Annotated in this window: 16 protein-coding genes; 9 read left to right on the top strand and 7 right to left on the bottom strand. The window is 67.3% G+C overall.

Features of this window, described 5'->3' with window-relative positions; genetic code table 11:
* The first annotated feature begins 49 nt into the window (after window positions 1-49).
* Together IWX75_RS14795 and IWX75_RS14790 are read left to right on the top strand one after the other, a co-directional pair.
* Entirely contained in the window at window positions 50-1,657 is a 1,608-nt protein-coding gene (locus tag IWX75_RS14795) for an MDR family MFS transporter (RefSeq protein WP_442858992.1), read from the top strand.
* Window positions 1,658-1,694: 37 nt separating this feature from the next.
* The gene (locus IWX75_RS14790; RefSeq protein ID WP_196823023.1) at window positions 1,695-2,153 is read left to right on the top strand and encodes an SRPBCC family protein; all 459 of its coding nucleotides are present in this window, start codon (window positions 1,695-1,697) and stop codon (window positions 2,151-2,153) included.
* A gap of 92 nt (window positions 2,154-2,245) precedes the next feature.
* Here IWX75_RS14790 and IWX75_RS14785 read toward each other — a convergent pair whose 3' ends face one another.
* A complete protein-coding gene (locus tag IWX75_RS14785; protein WP_196823022.1) occupies window positions 2,246-3,343 on the bottom strand; it encodes a VIT1/CCC1 transporter family protein in 1,098 nt (365 codons plus the stop codon).
* Between the two features lie 151 nt (window positions 3,344-3,494).
* Here IWX75_RS14785 and IWX75_RS14780 point away from each other — a divergent pair, with 151 nt between their 5' ends.
* Together IWX75_RS14780 and IWX75_RS14775 are read left to right on the top strand one after the other, a co-directional pair.
* Complete coding sequence (locus IWX75_RS14780) at window positions 3,495-5,261, top strand: long-chain-fatty-acid--CoA ligase (protein WP_196823021.1); 1,767 nt, start codon at window positions 3,495-3,497, stop codon at window positions 5,259-5,261.
* A complete protein-coding gene (locus tag IWX75_RS14775) occupies window positions 5,258-6,595 on the top strand; it encodes an AI-2E family transporter (protein ID WP_334684376.1) in 1,338 nt (445 codons plus the stop codon). Before IWX75_RS14780 ends, IWX75_RS14775 begins: the two co-directional genes overlap by 4 nt.
* Before the next feature lie 91 nt (window positions 6,596-6,686).
* Here IWX75_RS14775 and IWX75_RS14770 read toward each other — a convergent pair whose 3' ends face one another.
* A complete protein-coding gene (locus IWX75_RS14770; protein WP_196823020.1) occupies window positions 6,687-8,246 on the bottom strand; it encodes a sodium:solute symporter in 1,560 nt (519 codons plus the stop codon).
* A 160-nt stretch (window positions 8,247-8,406) separates the two neighbouring features.
* On the opposite strand from IWX75_RS14770, the gene IWX75_RS14765 reads away from it, so the two are divergent.
* The gene (locus IWX75_RS14765) at window positions 8,407-8,985 is read left to right on the top strand and encodes a cupin domain-containing protein (RefSeq protein WP_196823019.1); all 579 of its coding nucleotides are present in this window, start codon (window positions 8,407-8,409) and stop codon (window positions 8,983-8,985) included.
* Here IWX75_RS14765 and uvrA read toward each other — a convergent pair.
* The gene (gene uvrA / locus IWX75_RS14760) at window positions 8,974-11,553 is read right to left on the bottom strand and encodes an excinuclease ABC subunit UvrA (protein WP_196823018.1); all 2,580 of its coding nucleotides are present in this window, start codon (window positions 11,551-11,553) and stop codon (window positions 8,974-8,976) included. The genes IWX75_RS14765 and uvrA overlap by 12 nt on opposite strands.
* 164 nt (window positions 11,554-11,717) lie before the next feature.
* On the opposite strand from uvrA, the gene speB reads away from it, so the two are divergent.
* The 3 genes from speB to IWX75_RS14745 all read left to right on the top strand — a co-directional run bounded on the left by speB (window position 11,718) and on the right by IWX75_RS14745 (window position 14,684).
* Window positions 11,718-12,707: an agmatinase gene (gene speB / locus IWX75_RS14755; protein ID WP_196823017.1), complete on the top strand. Its 990-nt coding sequence runs from the start codon at window positions 11,718-11,720 to the stop codon at window positions 12,705-12,707.
* Window positions 12,708-14,399, top strand: coding sequence for a thiamine pyrophosphate-binding protein (locus IWX75_RS14750; protein WP_196823016.1), 1,692 nt, complete (start codon window positions 12,708-12,710; stop codon window positions 14,397-14,399).
* Between the two features lie 81 nt (window positions 14,400-14,480).
* A complete protein-coding gene (locus IWX75_RS14745) occupies window positions 14,481-14,684 on the top strand; it encodes a DUF2945 domain-containing protein (RefSeq protein WP_196823015.1) in 204 nt (67 codons plus the stop codon).
* Window positions 14,685-14,708: 24 nt separating this feature from the next.
* On the opposite strand, the gene IWX75_RS14740 is transcribed toward IWX75_RS14745, so the two are convergent.
* Window positions 14,709-15,056 (bottom strand): DUF3140 domain-containing protein, encoded by a 348-nt coding sequence (locus IWX75_RS14740; protein ID WP_196823014.1) that lies wholly within the window; start codon window positions 15,054-15,056, stop codon window positions 14,709-14,711.
* 140 nt (window positions 15,057-15,196) lie between these two features.
* On the opposite strand from IWX75_RS14740, the gene IWX75_RS14735 reads away from it, so the two are divergent.
* The gene (locus IWX75_RS14735) at window positions 15,197-15,733 is read left to right on the top strand and encodes a hypothetical protein (RefSeq protein ID WP_196823013.1); all 537 of its coding nucleotides are present in this window, start codon (window positions 15,197-15,199) and stop codon (window positions 15,731-15,733) included.
* Between the two features lie 197 nt (window positions 15,734-15,930).
* Here the strand turns inward: IWX75_RS14735 and IWX75_RS14730 are convergent, their stop codons facing one another.
* From IWX75_RS14730 to IWX75_RS14720, 3 genes are all read right to left on the bottom strand, one after another.
* Entirely contained in the window at window positions 15,931-17,067 is a 1,137-nt protein-coding gene (locus tag IWX75_RS14730; protein WP_196823012.1) for an FAD-dependent oxidoreductase, read from the bottom strand.
* Complete coding sequence (locus tag IWX75_RS14725) at window positions 17,060-17,785, bottom strand: class I SAM-dependent methyltransferase (protein WP_196823011.1); 726 nt, start codon at window positions 17,783-17,785, stop codon at window positions 17,060-17,062. The genes IWX75_RS14730 and IWX75_RS14725 overlap by 8 nt, the downstream gene beginning before the upstream one ends.
* Window positions 17,782-18,354: 3-oxoacyl-[acyl-carrier-protein] synthase III C-terminal domain-containing protein (locus IWX75_RS14720; protein WP_334684375.1), on the bottom strand; the 573-nt coding region annotated here is incomplete at its 5' end. The genes IWX75_RS14720 and IWX75_RS14725, both read right to left, overlap by 4 nt.

Here is an 18,354-nt window from a genome sequence, read left to right as displayed (position 1 = left end):
CCGGCGGAATTCGATTGTGGATCCCGGATGCGGGTGCAAGAATAGTTCGGTGAGTCAACTAAAATCCCGCTCGGCTGCCCCCCGACGCACTGCGCCGGCGACGGAAGCCAAATTCGTGCTCGTCTTCGTGGCACTGATGCTTTCCATGCTCCTTTCAGCCCTGAACCAGACCATTCTCGGAACGGCCCTGCCCACGATCGTGGGCGAGCTCAACGGTGCGAGCTCCATGCTCTGGGTCATCACGGCCTTCATCCTCGCCTCGACGATCACGATGCCGATCTACGGCAAGCTCGGTGACCTGGTGGGGCGCAAACACCTGCTCATCAGCGCCATCCTGATCTTCCTCGCCGGCTCCGTGGTGGGCGCCCTCGCACCCGACATGACCTGGCTGATCGTTGCCCGCGTGATCCAGGGGCTCGGCGGTGGCGGACTCATGATCCTCTCGCAGGCCATCATCGCCGACATCGTGCCCGCCCGTGAACGCGGCAAGTACATGGGACTGATGGGAGGCGTCTTCGCTTTCGCCTCAGTGGTGGGACCTCTGATCGGCGGCTGGCTCACCGAGGGTCCCGGGTGGCGCTGGGTGTTCTGGTTCAACCTGCCGGTCGGGGCTTTGGCGCTCGTCGGGGCCACGCTGTTCCTGCGGCCGAAGGCCGTGCGGGTGCGACCAACGCTGGACCTCTGGGGCATGGTGTTCATTGCACTGGCCACCACCGGCCTGGTGCTGGTCAGCAGTTGGGGTGGCAGCACCTATGCCTGGACGAGCCCCGTGATCCTGGGCCTCATTGCGGCGACCGTCGTTTCTGCAGTGGTCTTCGTGCAGGTGGAGCGGCGCACCGCCGAGCCGATCATTCCCCTGTCGCTTTTCCGGGACCGCAACTTCAAGCTCACCACGGTCGCGGGCCTGCTGACTTCCGTGGCGATGTTCGGCTCCATCGGCTACATGCCGACCTACCTCCAGATGGCGACGGGTGCTTCGGCCACCGAGGCCGGCATGCTGATGATTCCCATGATGGGGGCGCTGCTGGTCTCGTCGATCGTCTCGGGACAGCTCGTGTCGCGGACAGGCAGGTACAAGTGGATGCCGATCGCCGGTTCGGCCATCATGGTGGTGGCCCTGGTGCTGATGGGCATGCTCGAGGCGTCCTCCGCGGTATGGCATATCTGCCTCAACCTGGGGATCCTGGGCCTGGGCCTGGGCCTGAACATGCAGATCCTGGTGCTGATCGTCCAGAATTCCTTCCCGCTCAGCCAGGTGGGGACGGCGACGGCCGCCAACAACTTCTTCCGGCAGATCGGCGCCACCCTCGGCTCGGCAGTGGTGGGCAGTCTGTTCGCCACGCGGTTGACGGGGTTCCTCGACGAGCGGCTTCCCGCCCAGGCAGCCGCGGCCACGGAGGGTGGGGACTCCCTGACGCCTGCCCTGGTGCAGAGCCTTCCCGAGGAGCTGCGCAGCGTGATCGTGAACTCCTACAGCGAAGCGCTCATCCCCCTGTTCCTCTACATGGCGCCGCTGGCTGCCATCGCCGCCGTGCTGTGCCTTTTCGTCACCGAAAAGCCCCTGGCCACCACCCTGGAGCACGACGCCGTCCCCGAGTCGGTCGGTGAGGGCAGCGTGGTGATGGGCGGCAGGGAGAACGCAACGGCCTCGACGTAGGACCGGCGCTTCCAGGAGGGTCAGGCACAATAGCGGAATGACTACTGTCTCCGAGCCTCGCCCCTCCGCCTACCTCATCACCCGGACGCGCCTTATCGAAGCACCCGCCGACCGGATCTTCGAGGTGCTCGCGACCCCTGCGCTGCACAGTGTGATCGACGGCTCGGGCACGGTGAAGGGCGAACAGCCCAACGGTCCGAAGCGGCTGGCGCTCGGCACGCGCTTCGGCATGGACATGAGCATGGGGGCCAGCTACAAGATCCTCAACACGGTGACCGAGTTCGAGGAGGGGCGCCGCATCGCGTGGCGCCATTTCTCGCGCCATACCTGGCGGTACACCCTGGAACCGCGCGGCGACGCGACCCTCGTCACCGAGCAGTGGGATGCCCGCGGCGTCCCCTTCAAGCTGGTCCTCCGGCTCACCGGCTTCACCCGGCGGCACCCCGAGAGCATCGAGAGGACGTTGGCGAAGCTCGAGGAGCACATCACCGGCTGATCGGCGGCGCGTGCGCAGGGCAACGACGACTTCGCTAGTCTCGTCCTGCGGGGTCGCGGTGGTCCACGGCTGCCCCGTCGACGGAAGCGTACTCAGACAACCGAGGTGCCGAACAGCAGGCCCAGCACGTAGGTGGCCGCTGCGGCACCCAGGCCGATCGCCATCTGCCGCAGTGCGAGCCGGAGCGGCGAGGTGCCGGACAGCAGCCCGACGACGGCGCCCGTGGCCAGCAGTGCAAGGGCCACCAGGACGCAGGCGGTGACGACGGCGGCCGCGCCCGTCAGGCCGAGCAGGTATGGCAGGACGGGGATGATGGCGCCTGAGGCGAAGAAACAGAAGCTCGACGCCGCCGCTCCGAGACCGGTTCCCACGGCTTCGTGGTCATCGGGAGTGACGTCGTCGTCGGGTTGGAGGGAATAGCTCGGGTCGCAGTCGCAGCCGTAGAGCCCCATCCGCTCGGCGGCGCGGTGCTCGGCGGCTTCCGGGGTCATGCCGCGTGCCCGGTAGACCAGGACCAGCTCGTTCGCCGCGATGTCCAGTTCCGTCGCGGCGGTCAGGGTGATCTGGGTGGGCCGGGTCGCCGAGAGCAGCTCACGCTGCGACCTCACCGACACGTACTCGCCGGCACCCATCGACAGCGCTCCGGCCAGCAGTCCCGCGAGCCCGCTGAACAGGATGAACGACGTCGATACGCCCGTGGCGCCGATGCCCATGATGAGTGCGAGGTTGCTGACCAGGCCGTCGTTGGCCCCGAAGACGGCAGCCCGGAAGTTGCCGGAGAGCCGATTCCTGCCGCGGGTGGCGAGTCCGCGGACCACCTCCTCGTGGATCTGTTCATCCGCGGCCATGGCACTGGTGGCCGAGGGATCGGTGGCATACGGGGACCGTCCCTCGGCGCGCTGGGCGAGGGCCAGCACGAAAACCGAACCGAAGCGCCGGGCGAGGAGCCCGAGAATCCTGTTCCGGACGGACGGCGTCGCGGGTCTGCCTGCCGCGCCGCCCAGCAGGGCGAGCCAGTGCGCCTCGTGGCGACCTTCGGCCTCTGCGAGCTCGAGGAGGATTTCGCGTTCCTCACCCTGCCGCCGCTGTGCGAGGTAGCGATAGGTGGCTGCCTCGGCACGCTCATCTGCAAGGTACTGCCGCCACCGCTTAACGTCCTGTGGACTGGGACTGGCCTCGGGGGCGCTCACTCGGTACTCCTGGTCGGCGGTTCGCTGCCCTTAATCCTAGCGCGGGGGAGCACGCGTCCCCGCGCCGACCGCGCCCCGACGTCGGAAGCGGGCTACCGTGGGGCGTCCCGCACGCGGTAGAGTCGGTTCCGTCCAAACAGGAAGCAGGCTTATGGATTTCGCGCCGCCACGTCCGTGGGTCACCCGGTATGGCCCCGATGTACCCGCGGAGATCGCCGTACCCGGCGGGTCCCTTCCGGATCTGCTGGAAGCGTCCGTCCGCTCCTACGACCGGTTGGTGGCGCTTGAGTTCTTCGGAGCGGAAACGAGCTACCGCGACCTCGGCGATTCAGTACTGAAGGCGGCTGAGGGGTTGCGCCGTCTGGGCGTCGGCGCCGGAGACCGGGTGGCGCTCGTCCTCCCCAACTGTCCCCAGCACGTCGTGGCGTTCTACGCCGTGCTGCGGCTCGGTGCCATCGTCGTCGAGCACAACCCGCTCTACACCGATCGGGAACTGCGCCACCAGTTCGAGGACCACGGGGCCACAGTGGCCGTGGTGTGGGACAAAGTGGTGCCACGAGTCCAGGCGCTGCCGGCCGACGTCGGCGTCGGATCGATCGTGTCGGTCAGCCTCCCCGCGGCGCTGCCCGCAAGAAAGCGGCTCGCCCTCTCCCTTCCGCTGCCCGCAGCGAAGAAATCCCGGGACGCCCTGACGACGTCGGAACGGCTGTCCGGGCCGACGCCCGTGCTCAGCTGGCGCAAGCTCCTCGCCCACCGCCCCCTCCGCAAACAGCACCCCCGGCCCTCGTCGGAAGACACCGCGGTGCTTCAATACACCAGCGGGACGACCGGCCAGGCCAAGGGGGCGATCCTGACCCACCGGAACCTGCTGGCCAATGCCGCGCAGGGCCGGGCCTGGGTTCCCGGGCTCGGGGAGGGGAGCGAGGTCGTCTACGCGGTCCTTCCTCTGTTCCACGCCTACGGGCTGACACTGTGCCTGACGTTCGCCATGAGCATCGGTGCGCGGCTCGTGCTCTTCCCGCGGTTCGACGTCGACCTCGTGCTTCGGGCGGCCCGCAGGAGCCCGCCGACGTTCCTGCCCGCCGTTCCGCCCATCTACGAGCGGCTGGCTGCTGCAGCGAACGCCCGTGGTGCCGACCTCAGTTCCATCCGCTGCGCCATCTCCGGTGCGATGAACCTTCCCGGCGCCACTGTCGAGCTGTGGGAAAAGACGACGGGCGGGTACCTCGTGGAGGGCTACGGCCTCACCGAGACGTCGCCGGTGGCGATCGGCAACCCCATCGGTCCCACACGGCGCCCCGGAACGGTAGGGCTGCCGTTCCCCAATACGGACATCCGCGTCGTCGACCCGGACGATCCCGTCCAGGACCGCGAACCCGGGCAGCCGGGGGAGCTGCTGATCCGGGGGCCACAGGTGTTCTCGGGCTACTGGCGGAAGCCCGAGGAAACCGAAGCCGCCCTGCTCGACGGCGGCTGGTTCCGCACCGGTGACATCGTCCGGGTCGACGCGGACCACTACGTGACCATCGTGGACCGTATCAAGGAACTGATCATCACCGGCGGGTTCAACGTCGCGCCGTCGGAGGTGGAAGACACCCTGTCAGCCCATGCGGACGTGACCGACGCCGCCGTCGTCGGGCTGCCGCGGGCCGGTGGGGGTGAGGACGTCGTCGCCGTCGTGGTCCTGAGGGAGGGCTGCGATCTCGACGCCGATGCCCTCCGCGCGCACTGCCGGGCGGCCCTGGCGGCCTACAAGGTACCGAAACGCATTCTTGCGATCGAGGAGCTGCCGCGCTCGCTGATCGGCAAGGTCCTGCGGCGCGAGGTGCGCTCGCGGCTGCTCCTCGAGGGGACCGCTCCGAACAGCCGGGGACCGGCGAAAACTTTGAAAGTCAACGATCGGATGGGAACAGAGTGAGCAACCAGAACATACACCCCTCAGGGGAGACGGGTCCGTGGCAGGGACCACTCGGCCGTACGAGCATCCGTGTGGCACAGGTGCTCCTGCTGCTCGTGCTCGCAGTCGTGATGGTCTACGCCCTGATCCAGGTGAGGCTCGTCGTGATTCCGATGCTCCTGGCCCTGATTCTTGCCGCAGCCATCGGTCCCCTCGTGCTGTGGTTGCGCAGGAAGGGCTGGCCCAGTGCTGCGGCCACCGGCTTCTCGTTCCTGCTGCTCCTCGTTGCCTTCGGGGGATTGATCACGGGCATCATCTTCGCCATCGTGGGGCAGGCCGGCCAGCTCGTCAGCCAGGCCACTGAAGGCTTCGACCAGATCTACGCTTTCGTCCAGGACGGGCCCATCCCTGTGGACGACCAGCAGATCCAGCAGGCGCGCGACGCCGCCATCGACTTCGCGACGAGCAGTACGGTGGGTGCCGGGGCGATCTCCGGACTGAGTGCGGCCGGCAGCTTCATCACCGGTGCCCTGCTCATGGCGGTCATCCTGTTCTTCTTCCTCAAGGACGGCGAGCAGATCTGGGCCTTCATCCTTCGCGCGTTCAAGGGCAAGCGACTCGTGAAGGCGCGGCGCGTAGGGCACGACAGCCTGCTGGTGCTCGGCGGGTATGTGCGCGGTACCGCGATCGTGGCGCTCGTGGACTCCTTCTTCATCGGCCTCGCGCTGGTGATTCTCGGCGTACCGCTCGCCCTTCCACTCGCGGCCATCGTGTTCGTGGGAGCCTTCATCCCATTGGTGGGGGCAACGCTCGCGGGTGTTCTCGCAGCACTCATCGCACTGGTGGCGAACGGGCCCACCACGGCGCTGATCGTGATCATCGTGGTGATCGTGGTCAACCAGCTCGAGGGCAACTTCCTGCAGCCCGTGGTCATGGGGCGCACGCTCAGCGTGCACGCCCTGGTCATCCTGCTTGCGCTGACTGCAGGGACCATCCTGGCCGGCATCATCGGCGCCATCCTTTCCGTCCCGGTAGCTGCCGTGGGCTGGGCCGCCATCAAGGCATGGAACCGGGAGGACGACAGCGAGATCACTGCCGCCGAGATCGAGCGCGCCGAGAAGGAGACCGCGCTCGATGAAAGCGGCCACGGACTCAGTTCCATGGCCAAGGAAGACCGCCCCTTCCTGGGCAGGATCGCAGCGGTGTCCGTCGCCAGGGCGGCAAAACGGCCCGCCACGGAATCCCGTGCCGATCGGGTCAAGGGCCGCCGCGCCACCGGGGCGGGAGAGGATTCCGGTCCCGGCGGCAGCGACGGCCGGCCGACCGCGGCGGGCAAGTCGAACAATCCGGACTAGGCATTGAAGAGGCCGGCCCGACCCGGGGTTTCCCCTGGTCAGGCCGGCCTCTTTCGGTTCGGGGTGGAGCATCGGCTGCCGGCAGGCAGTCTCAGCGGGCCCGGTGCCCGGTCGACGAGGGCGGTCCGGCAGGCCCTGCGCCGTCGTCGTCGGGCAGGATTCCCGCAACCCGCCGTTCCCACGCAGCCATCACCGAAGCGCTGGTGGCCGGAGTCGCGTAGGACACGAGGACGTAGGCGGCGGCCGAGGCAAGGAGGCCGTAGTAGATCGGCTCGTTGGCGTACACGCCGTCGTACTGGTTTTCCGCGTTGATCTCGAGGTAGGCCATCGTGGCCAGGGTGACGGTGGTGCCCACCGCCATGGAGACGCCGGCGCCGAGGCCGTTCCCGCGCTTCCAGACCAGGCCACCCAGGATGGCCACGAGCAGGCCACCCACCAGGATGTCGTAGGCGATCGTGAGCGCGGCGACGACGTCCTGCACCACGATCGCCAGGGCGATCGTCACGATGCCGAGGCCGAGGACCCACCGGCGGCTCGACGCGACGTCGTGCCCGTCCTCCGCGGCGGCATCGCTTCCCTCCGGGTCGGACGCCGGGTCGATGCCGGGACCCCGGCCGAACCAGCTTCGAACGTAGGGAACGACATCGGTGCGCGCTACGGTCGCAGCAGCGATGAGCGCACCCGAAGCGGTGGACATCATGGCGGCCACGGCGGCCGCCAGGACCAGTCCGCCGACGCCGATCGGCAGGACGTTGATGGCGATGTCCGCATACACGTCGTCACGCGATTCGATGTTCGGCAGGATCACGCTCGCAGCCATGCCGATTACCGCTCCTGCCACTCCGTAGAGGATGCAGTAGACGCCGGCAGCGGCCCCGCCCCACCGGGCGACCACCGGTGTCTTCGAGGTGAAGACCCGCTGCCAGATGTCCTGTCCGATCAGCAGTCCCAGTGTGTAGACCACGAAGTACGTGATGATGCTCTGCAGGCCGATTCCGGTGATGCTGAAGAACTCGGCTTCGGATCGCGCGGCAATGCCGCTGAAGCCGCCCGCCGAGGCCAGGGCGAAGGGAAGCATCAGGGCGAACACCCCGATGGTCTTGATGACGAACTGTGCCATATCGGCGAGGGTGATCGACCACATGCCGCCGATGGTCGAGTAGATCAGCACGATGACCCCACCGAGGGCGATGGAAAGGGCCCGGTCCCAGCCGAAGAGCACCACGAAGATGGTTGCGTAGGCACCGGTGGACGTGGCACAGAGCATCAGCGTGTAGGCAAGCATGACGATGCCGGACACCTTCGTTGCCTCGTGCCCATAGCGGAGGGTCAGCATCTGGGAGACGGTGTAGATCTTCAGCTTCTGGATGGTCGGTGCGAACAACAGGCTCAGCAGCAGGACGCCCGTGCCGATGGCGACGACGAGCCACATTCCGGAGATGCCGAAGGTGTAGCCGAGGCCCACCCCTCCCACAGTGGAAGCCCCGCCCAGCACGACGGCGGCCATGGTGCCGGTATAGAGCAGCGGGCCGAGACGGCGTCCGGCGACGAGGTAGTCACTGGTGTTCTTGGTCCGCGACTTGCCCCACCAACCGAAACCCAGCATGGCAACGAGGTACACGACCACGATCGCGATATTGATAGTCTGCATTTTTTGTCCTGACCCGTGCTTGGTGCTTTGGAGGCAACTAATGTTGCGTAGTAGGCTACTGTGACGCGCCTTACACGTCAACGCAGTAGGCACCCACCAGTGCGGGCGGCACGTGTAATGGTGGATAAGCTCTAAGCCTGCTCCCTGCCGAAAGGATCCCATGAAAGCGTTGCCAGTTGAACCCACCAATGCCCCGGTGGCCATCGGGTCGCGCATTCGCGCGGAACGGCAGTCGCAGCGCATGACCATCGAGCAGGTTGCCGAATCCACGGGGCTGACGAAGGGTTTCCTCAGCAGGGTGGAGCGGGACCTCACCTCGCCCTCGGTGGCGTCGCTGGTGACGCTGTGCCAGGTGCTGTCCATCTCGATCGGGGATCTGTTCCTCGCTCCGGAGATCCACCTCACCAAGCTCAGTGGTGCACCGCGGATCAGTCTCGGCGGCGAAGGAATCAACGAGCGGCTCCTGACGGCCCGTTCGGAGCGTCGGCTGCAGATGATCCGGGCCGTCATCGAGCCACACGGCCGCGGTGAGGACGAGCTGTACTCGGTGGACTGCGAGGTCGAGACCCTCCACGTCATCGAGGGCAGGTTCGAACTGGTCTTCTCCAACGAGCGCTACGAGCTCGAACCGGGTGACACCGTCACCTTCCCGGGGCGGGAACCGCATACCTGGGTGAATCCGACGGATGTCCGCGCGGTCATCCTGTGGACCCTCGTCCCGGCGGCGTCACACGGCTGAATTCCTCCGGCTTCCCGGGCTGGTCGGCGCAAGCCGCTTCGCCAGGTAGGGGGCTGTCCGGCTCCCGCTCGAGACGGCGACGGCGGCAGGTGTCCCCGAGGCAACGATGCGGCCGCCCTCGTTCCCTCCGGATGGGCCGAGATCGATCACCCAGTCGGCCGCAGCCACCACATCCATCTCATGCTCGACCACCACCACCGTGTTGCCGGCGTCCACCAGCGTGTTGAGCTGCTTCAGCAGCAGCCGCACGTCCGCGGGGTGCAGGCCGGTGGTCGGCTCATCGAGCAGGTACAGGGTGTGTCCCCGGCGTGCACGCTGCAGTTCGGTGGCCAGTTTGATCCGCTGCGCCTCACCGCCCGAGAGTTCGGTGGCCGGTTGTCCGAGCCGCAGGTAGCCCAGGCCCACCTCCCGAAGTGTCGCCAGGCTGCGCGCGGCGGATGGCACGTCGGCGAGGAAGTGCGCGGCGTCGTCGACCGTCAGCCCCAGGACCTCGGCGATGGTCCTGTCCCGGTACAGCACCTCCAGGGTTTCGGGGTTGTACCGCGCCCCGTGGCAGGCCGGACACGGCCCGTAGCTGCCGGGGAGGAACAGCAGCTCGACGGCGACGAAGCCTTCGCCGAGGCAGGTCTCACAGCGGCCGCCCGCCACATTGAAGGAGAACCGGCCGGCGTCGTAGCCCCGGGTGCGGGCGACGTCCATGGTGGCGAAGGCCTTGCGGACGGCATCGAACAGTCCGGTATAGGTGGCGAGGTTGGAGCGCGGCGTCCGTCCGATGGGTTTCTGGTCCACCCGCACCACGCGGTCGAGGGATTCCAGGCCCTCCACGCGGCCGACGACGGTGCGGTCGCCCGGTGCCGACTCGAAGTCGTTCCCGGCGTCGTCCTCGGGATCCACCGGTGAGTCGTTGCGGACGTGCCTGCCGACCACATCGGCAAGGACCTGGCTCACCAGGGTGGATTTGCCGGATCCGGACACACCGGTCACCACGGTGAGGACGCGCAGGGGAAGATCGGCGTCCAGATCGCTGAGGTTATGCCGACGGATGCCCTCCAGCCGCAGCCAGCGGTCCGCCTGCCGCAGCGCCCGGGCCGGCACGGTGTTGTCCGGCGCCAGGTCCGGGAAGAGGAACGGCCGCGTGACCGACTCCTCGATTCCCGCCAGGCCCGGCACCGGGCCGCTGTAGAGTACCGCGCCACCGCCCTCACCGGCGCGGGGCCCGACGTCGACGATCCAGTCCGCACGCTGCACCACGTCCATGTTGTGCTCGACTACGAACACGGAATTGCCGGATGCCTTGAGCGCTTCGAGGACGTTCAGGAGCGGTTCGGCATCGGCCGGGTGAAGTCCCGCCGAGGGTTCGTCCAGCACGTAGATGACCCCGAACAGGCCGGACCTCAGCTGCGTCGCAATCCTCAGGCGCTGCATTTCTCCGGGGGACAGCGTGGGGGTCGTCCGGCCGAGGCTCAGGTAACCCAGGCCGAGTTCAAGGAGTATGTCGATGCGCTGCAGCAGGTCGCGGGTGATGGTGACGGCCACACCGGTGGTTTCACCGGATGACGGCGACTGCCACGCGGCGTCGGGTTCCTCCAGTCCGGCAGTGGGCCGGATGACCGCGGCAAGGTCTGCCAAGGACAGGGAGTTGAGCTCGGCAATGCTCCGGCCGGCGAAGGTGACGGCGAGCGCCTCCGGGCGGAGCCCGCTTCCCCCACAGATGGGGCAGGGGCCTGATTCCATGTACTGGAGCACCCGCTCACGCATCGACTGGCTCTTCGAATCCGCCAGAGTGTGCAGGACGTAGCTCCTGGCGCTCCAGAATCGTCCCTTGTAGGGCTTGGCGACGCGGTCCCGCTGAGGCGTCACCTGCACCTGCGGTTGTTCCTCGGTGAAGAGGATCCAGTTCCGGGACTCCTGCGGCAGGTCCTGCCAGGGGGTGTCGACGTCGTGGCCCAGCTCACGGACGATGTCACGGAGGTTCTTGCCCTGCCACGCGCCGGGCCAGGCGGCGACAGCACCGCCGCTGATGGTCCGGGAGGGATCCGGCACCATCTTCTCCTCGGTGACGGTGTGGGCAGTGCCCAGTCCGTGGCATCGGGGACAGGCGCCTGCCGCAGTGTTGGGAGAGAAGGCGTCCGATTCCAGGCGTCGGTCCACTCCGCGCGGGTAGGTGCCGGCTCGGGAGAACAGCATGCGCAGGGAGTTGGAGAGCGTGGTGAGGGTTCCCACGGTGGAGCGTGAACTCGGTGTGCCCCGGCGCTGCTGGAGTGCGACGGCCGGCGGCAGGCCGCTGATGCTTTCAACCTTGGGGTTGTGGCCCTGCTGGATCAACCGGCGGGCGTAGGGCGCCACCGATTCCAGGTACCGCCGCTGCGCTTCGGCGTAGATGGTGCCGAACGCGAGGGAGGACTTCCCCGAACCCGAGACGCCGGTGAAGGCGACCACCGCATCCCGGGGGACGTCCACATCGACGTTCCGTAGGTTGTTCTCCTGCGCCCCGCGGACCCGGACGAATCCGTCCGGGATGTCGGCCGGAGCGCCGGGGTGGAGGGGGACTTCTATTGTCGATGCCATTCTCCTGACTCTAACTGCGTCCTCCGCCCGGCGCTCCGGGCCTCCGGCAGGTTTTCGTGGGTGCTTGACGAGGGTCCCCGCCACAATTAGCCTAGGGTGAAACAGTTGATGCATATTGAGCAACCAGTTGACGCACCCATGGGCGGACGACGGAGAGCGACACCTTGGAAGATATACGGATCACCGCCGGCGGAGCCCTAGGGCCGATCGATTCTGCGCAGATCCCCCGCTACGCGGGAGCTGCGACCTTCGCCCGGCTGCCCCGCCTCGACCAGGTGCCGCGCACCGACATCGCGGTGGTCGGCGTGCCCTTCGACTCGGGGGTCTCCTACCGGCCGGGTGCCCGGTTCGGCGGTAACCATATCCGTGAGGCCTCACGATTGCTCCGCCCCTACAACCCTGCGCTCGACATCTCCCCGTTCGAGCGCGTGCAGGTCGCAGATGCGGGTGACATGGCCGTCAACCCCTTCAATATCAACGAAGCGATCGAGACGGTGCAGCAGAACGCACTGGACCTGACTGCCGGCGGCGCCCGCCTCGTCACACTTGGCGGTGACCACACCATTGCGCTGCCGTTGCTTCGGGCCGCCACCGAGCGTGCCGGTTCGCCCGTGGCGATGCTCCACTTCGACGCGCACCTTGACACGTGGGACACCTACTTCGGTGCGGAGTACACGCACGGTACACCGTTCCGACGGGCCGTCGAGGAGGGCATCCTCGATACCGAAGCCATTTCCCATGTGGGTACGCGGGGCCCCCTGTACGGGGTGAAGGACCTCGAGGACGACCGCCGCTTCGGGTTCGGCATCGTGACGTCGTCCGATGTGTTCCGGCAGGGAGTCGATGAGATCGTCGACAAGCTCCGCACCCGCATCGGCAACCGCCCGCTCTACATCTCGGTGGATATCGATGTCCTCGACCCCGCCCATGCCCCCGGCACCGGGACGCCGGAGGCCGGCGGCATCACGAGCCGCGAGCTGCTCGAGATCCTGCGCGGGCTCCGCGGAATGAACCTGGTGGGCGCGGACGTCGTCGAGGTCGCGCCCGCGTACGACCACGCCGAGATCACCGGTGTGGCGGCCTCCCATGTCGCCTATGACCTCGTCAGCCTGATGGCGGACAACCTTCCGTCGACCAACGGCAAGGAAAACTGAATGGACATCACCGGCGGCGCAGCCTCAGCCCCACCCCAGCCCGTGTCCGGCCAGCGCAACGGCGGCGACCTCGTGGTCGAAACGTTGACGGCCCTCGGTGCGACGACGGTCTTCGGGATCCCGGGCCAGCATGCGCTCGGCCTGTTCGACGCCCTGTCGAGGTCCCGGCTGACCTTCGTCTCCTCCCGCGTGGAGAACAACTCGGCCTTTGCTGCCGACGGCTTCGCGCGTGCGACCGGCGAGGTGGGAGTACTGTTCCTTTCGACCGGCCCCGGTGCGCTCACCTCCCTCGCGGGGTTGCAGGAGGCGTACGCCACAGGTGTGCCGATGGTCGTCATTGCGAGCCAGATCCCCCTGGAGGGCCTGGGTGCGCGCCGCAAGGGAATGCTGCACCAGCTCGATGACCAGAAGGCGTCGGCCGCCAATGTGAGCAAGAGCCAGAGGCTCATCCAGCACGCCTCGGGCATTCCCTCCGCCATCCAGGACGCCTGGACCGAAGCTGTCTCCTCGCCCCAGGGCCCGGTCTGGATCGAGGTGCCGCAGAACGTGCTGCTGGATCCCGTTCTGGTTCCGGCGGTGGAGGATGCCCTGGCGGAGCCCTTCGACAACCCGCCCCGCATCGAACTGGTCCGCGAAGCGCTCGCATGGCTGAATTCGTCGAAGCGGCCCGCCATCGTCGCGGGCGGCGGTACGCGGAGGGGCAACGCCGAGGAATGGCTCCTCTCCATCGCCGAGAAGCTGGGCGCACCGGTGGTGTGCTCGCCCGGAGGCAACGGCGCCTTTCCCTGGCGCCATGAGCTGTCCCTTCAGTCCTGGGTCGAGGACCGGCATGTCACCGAGGTCCTCGAGGACGCCGACCTTCTGCTGGTGATCGGCTCCTCACTGGGTGAGGTGACCTCCAACTACTTCACGCTCGAACCGCGCGGACGCATCATCCAGATCGACGCCGAACCGCGCGTGCTCGAGTCGAATCGCCCGGCGCTGGGCATCCGTGCCGATGCGGGGCAGGCGCTCAAGGCGATCGACGAGGGACTCGCCGACCTGGACCGGAGCCGCACGGACGGGTACGACGCCGTGGCCCTCGTCGCTGAGACACTCGCCAAGGTGCACGCGCGACTGGACTCCCAGGACCTCGGCATGGAGCGCCGCTTCCTGGCCGACATCCGCGAGGCGGCCCCGGACGACATGCAGACGTTCTGGGACATGACCATCTCCGCATACTGGGCCTGGAGCTGCTGGGACGCCCGGTCCGGGCAGTTCCACTCGGCGCAGGGAGCCGGTGGCCTGGGCTACGGCTTCCCGGGTGCCATCGGCGGCGCAGTGGGACTCGGATCGAAGGGGAAGAACCCCCGCGTGCTCGCTGTCTCGGGCGACGGCTCGGCGATGTACTCCATTGCCGAACTCGCCACGGCACGGCAGCACGACCTCGCGGTCACATGGTTGATCGTGGACGACGGCGGATACGGCATCCTGCGCGAGTACATGGAGGGAGCCTTCGGCAAGGCGACCGCCACTGAACTCTCCCGGCCCGACTTCGTGAAACTCGCGGAGTCCTTCGGGGTGCCGGCACGACGCGTGGAACCATCGGGCGTACGGCAGGCCCTCGAGGAAAGTTTCGCGGCCGAGGGGCCCAACGTGGTGGTGGTCGAGACTCTCCTGAGGCTCTTCGCGCCCACCCACCTCGAGGGATAGCCTTCCATCCGGTCTCCACCTGGGGGTAGGGTCGAAAAACGCCCCTACCCCCAGCGGGAGACAACTCAGGAAGGAACGACCATGTCATTTTCCAAGGGAGACAAGGTGACCTGGAATACCTCCCAGGGAACCACCGAAGGCAAGATCGTCGAGAAACGCGTTCAGGAGTTCGAGTTTTCCGACCAGAAGTTCAAGGCGTCCGAGGACGAGCCGTACTACATCGTCGAGAGCGCGAAGACGGGGGCGAAAGCCGCCCACAAGGAAAGCGCCCTCAGCAGGAAGTAGCGTCGTTCCAGGAAGTCCAGCGACCTACTCCAGGGGGTCGTGGCCCCAGTTCATGAGGGAGTAACGCCACCTGGAATGCTCAAGTTCCTCCTTGGCGGGCCGTTGCGCAAGGTGGCGGTGCACGTAGCCGACCACCTTCCTCATGTGCGCCGCGTCGGCGTCCGTCAAGTCCTCCTTCCTGGTGCCGAGGAGCTCGACGATCCGGCGGCCGGAGGCGTGTCCGACCGACTCTCCGCCCTCCTTCTGCCCTACGGCCTTCGATTCCTCGGTGTCAAGCCATTTCTCGAGGGTCGATGCGCTCATGTTCACCGCCTCTTTCCAGTCGGCCCACACCTCATCCACTTTCCTGTGCTGGTGGTCGGATTCTGCCATGGCGTAGCTCCTTTCGCAGGCGACCGATGGGGGACCTGCTCCCCGGCCGCGGGTTTTTCACCTTTCCCGTAGCTTAATCCTAAGCATGCTGATAAATGTAGAGAGTAGGCCGAATCAAAAGATTAAAGGAGCACGACATCATGGCAGGAAACCTTTTGGCACGATCAGCCCACGATCTCGGTGCGGCAGCCTGGTTTGGCGGCACCCTCATGGGCGCCATCGGACTCAACGGCGCCACAGCCAAGGCAAAGGATCCCAAGGAGCGCACCCGGCTGTCGAGCCTCGGCTGGGGAATGTGGACTCCGGTGCAGGTTGCTGCCTTCGCGGCCCACGCGGCCGGCGGCGTCGGCCTGATCATCGGCAACAAGGGCCGTGTCGCAGCACAGGACACTGTCGGATCGAACACCCTGTGGAAGTCCATCATCACGGTGGTGGGCATGGCGCTTTCGCTGTACTCCGGCATCCTCGGCAAGAAGGTCGGCGAACTCGCCGACGAGGGTAGCCAGGGGGCCACGGAGCCCCGCCCCGGTGCATCCGACGAACTTACCAAGGCCCAGTCCCAGCTCAAGATGCTCCAGTGGGTACTTCCCGTCATCAGCGGCATCGTCGTTGTCATGGGTGCCAAGCAGGGCGAGATGCAGCGCCCCGAGAACGTCAAGAAGGGCCTCTTCAAGTAGGCTCCTCCGCAAGGAGAAAATCCCCTGGATCCCTGAAGTGCCGCGCGGGTCGGATCACCTGATGCACGGGCAGCGTTTACGGGAGACGGGGGATTTTCCCTGTCCGGCGGCGGGTCGGCAGGAAGACTGCCGACATGCCACCCGGTCGGAACCGGGGGGTCACGGGGTCCGGGGTCCGGCGTGACTGAATCCGGCAGTCACTGCATGGTGAACGCCCTGGTCACCCCAGCATGCACCGCCGGAATCCGGAGCAGTCCGGCGAAGAGCCGGTTGCGGGGCGCCAGGACGGCTGACGGCAGCGGACGCCCGAGTGCCATGTTCACGTGGGCCATCCGCCGGGCACGGCGCGCCGCCTCCCGCCGTTCGGTAGAAAAGGACCGCAACCTTCGCCCGACGTCCTCGCCGTCCCGCAGCGAGGATGCAATGATCGGCACCAGCCGCTCTGCGTCCAACCAACCCAGGTTCATGCCCTGTCCGCCGATGGGGCTCACTTCGTGGGCGGCATCGCCAACAAGCGCGGTCCGTCCGGAAACCAGCCGACGGGCGAGCCGTGAACGCACCTCGAAGGCGCTGAGCATACTGTTGCTTCCGGGATCGACAGCCATCCCGGTGCGTACCGCGATGAGCGTCGCGAGGCCCTCGGCCGTCGGTCGCTCCACCGGACGCGCCACGCGCACCACCCAGCGGCGGACCGCCCCGGGCAGCGGAAAGGATTCGACGATGCCGCCCGTCTCGAGATACAGCACGGCGGCGGCGCCGTCCGTCGTGGTGTCGGCGAAGTCCCCCATGACGTAGCAGTCGGGATAGGTGAGCCCGGGTGCCCTGATGCCTGCGGCATCGCGGACACCGCTCCGGGCCCCGTCCGCCCCGACCACGAGGGCGGACTCGAGCAGCCTGTCGGCGCCGTCCGTCCGGGTCTCGGCGAACACCCGATCGCCCGTGTCGCGGACCCGGCCCACCGTGACGCCGCGGTGCAGGGTGCCCGGGTACTCGTCGTCGAGCACTGCCTCGAGAACCTCCTCGGTCACCGCCTGCGGTACGGCAAGGACATACCGGTGCTCACCGGGCAGATCTCGAAAAGACACGCCGGCCACGTGCTTTCCGCGGCTCCTGGCGATCCCCTCGCGGATCGGCACCCCCCGTGATACCAGGGCAGCTGCCACCCCGGCGGAGTCGAGCGCCGCGAGTGCGGGAGGATGGATTCCGATGGCGCGTGAATGCCTGCTGCGTTCGGTGCGCCGCTCCAGCACGACGGCGTCGAGTCCGGCCCGTCGGAGCAGCAGCCCCGTGTACAGGCCCACGGGCCCGCCGCCCACCACGACGACGTCATGCATGGTCGTCGCCCCCGCCCTCGTACACCAGCAGATTGTGGAACAGGGGAGCGCCCCGCACGCTCCAGCCCGTGCTGCGCTCCTCCTCGAGGCGGAGCCGGAGCTCCGCGGGCGTATAGCTGCGCCGGATGGACGTGAGCCCGTCCTTACGGATGTAGGAACCGCGCAGGGGAAGCGTCCCGACCGAGAACAGTCCGTACGCCAGACGGTGCCGCGCGATGTCGCTGTGCACGGCGATACCGGGCGAGAGTTGTTCGGTGTCCCGGAGCAAGCTTGAAAAACCGTCAGGGGACAGGTGATGCAGCAGATGATTGGAAATCACTGCGTCGAACGTCCGGCCTTCCGCCACCAACTCTGAGCTGAAGGCCCTGCGGAACGCCAGCCCGGGTACCTTCGGTCGTGCGACAGCGAACGCATGGGCGCGCTCGTCGGGGTCGATCGCCGTGATGTCGAGATCGAGGCCGTCCCTGCGTGCCCACCGGGCGAGAGCCCGCGGCACATCCCCGCCGCCGGAGCCGACGTCGAGCAGTGAACACGACGACGAGGTCGAAAGGCGCGGCCGCAGCAGCGTGACGTAGGTGTGGCGCCAACCCGATACCACTGCATTGACGAGGCCGAACTGACGGTACGTGTTCTCCAGCCGGCCCGGATCGCAGTCGGGTTTGTCCATCTCCTCGACGGCGGTTGTATCCCGCCGCGCCAGGAAGCCCGTAGGGCTCATGCTCCTACTTTGGTGAAAAGCGCCGTCTCCACCGTGAGCCCTGGGCCGAACGCCATGGAACAGATGCGGCCGTTGCCTCCCGACGACGGCTGCTCCAGGATGTGTTTCAGCACGAACATCACGGTGGCGCTGCTCATGTTGCCGAAATTCCGCAGCGTCTCGCGGGCGGGCACGAGCTGCTCTTCGGTCAGGTCGAGTTTCGCCTCGACTTTATCGAGGATGCTGCGCCCGCCGGGATGGATTCCCCAGTGCTCGATGTCGCGGTAGGCCATTCCCTTGAGCGTTTCGTCGTGCGCAAGGAGCGGCTCGAGGGCGCCCACGATGTGCTCGTCGATGATGTGGGGGACATACGTGCCGAGAACCATCTCGAAGCCTTCGTCACCGATGTTCCAGGCCATCGACTCCTCGCCCACCGGGGTGAGGACGGTCTCGAAGTGATCCAGGCTGAGGGCGGGGCCGTCGAGGGGAACGTCCCGCGCGGTGACGATCGCGGCAGCGGCGCCGTCGGCGAAGAGCGACGAACCGACGATGGTGTCGGGATTGTTCGAGGACCGCACGTGCAGTGAGCA

It is taken from the genome of Arthrobacter sp. CAN_A6, assembly GCF_015751715.1.
GTDB lineage: Bacteria > Actinomycetota > Actinomycetes > Actinomycetales > Micrococcaceae > Arthrobacter_D.
This window is presented reverse-complemented; position numbering and strand designations above follow the sequence as displayed.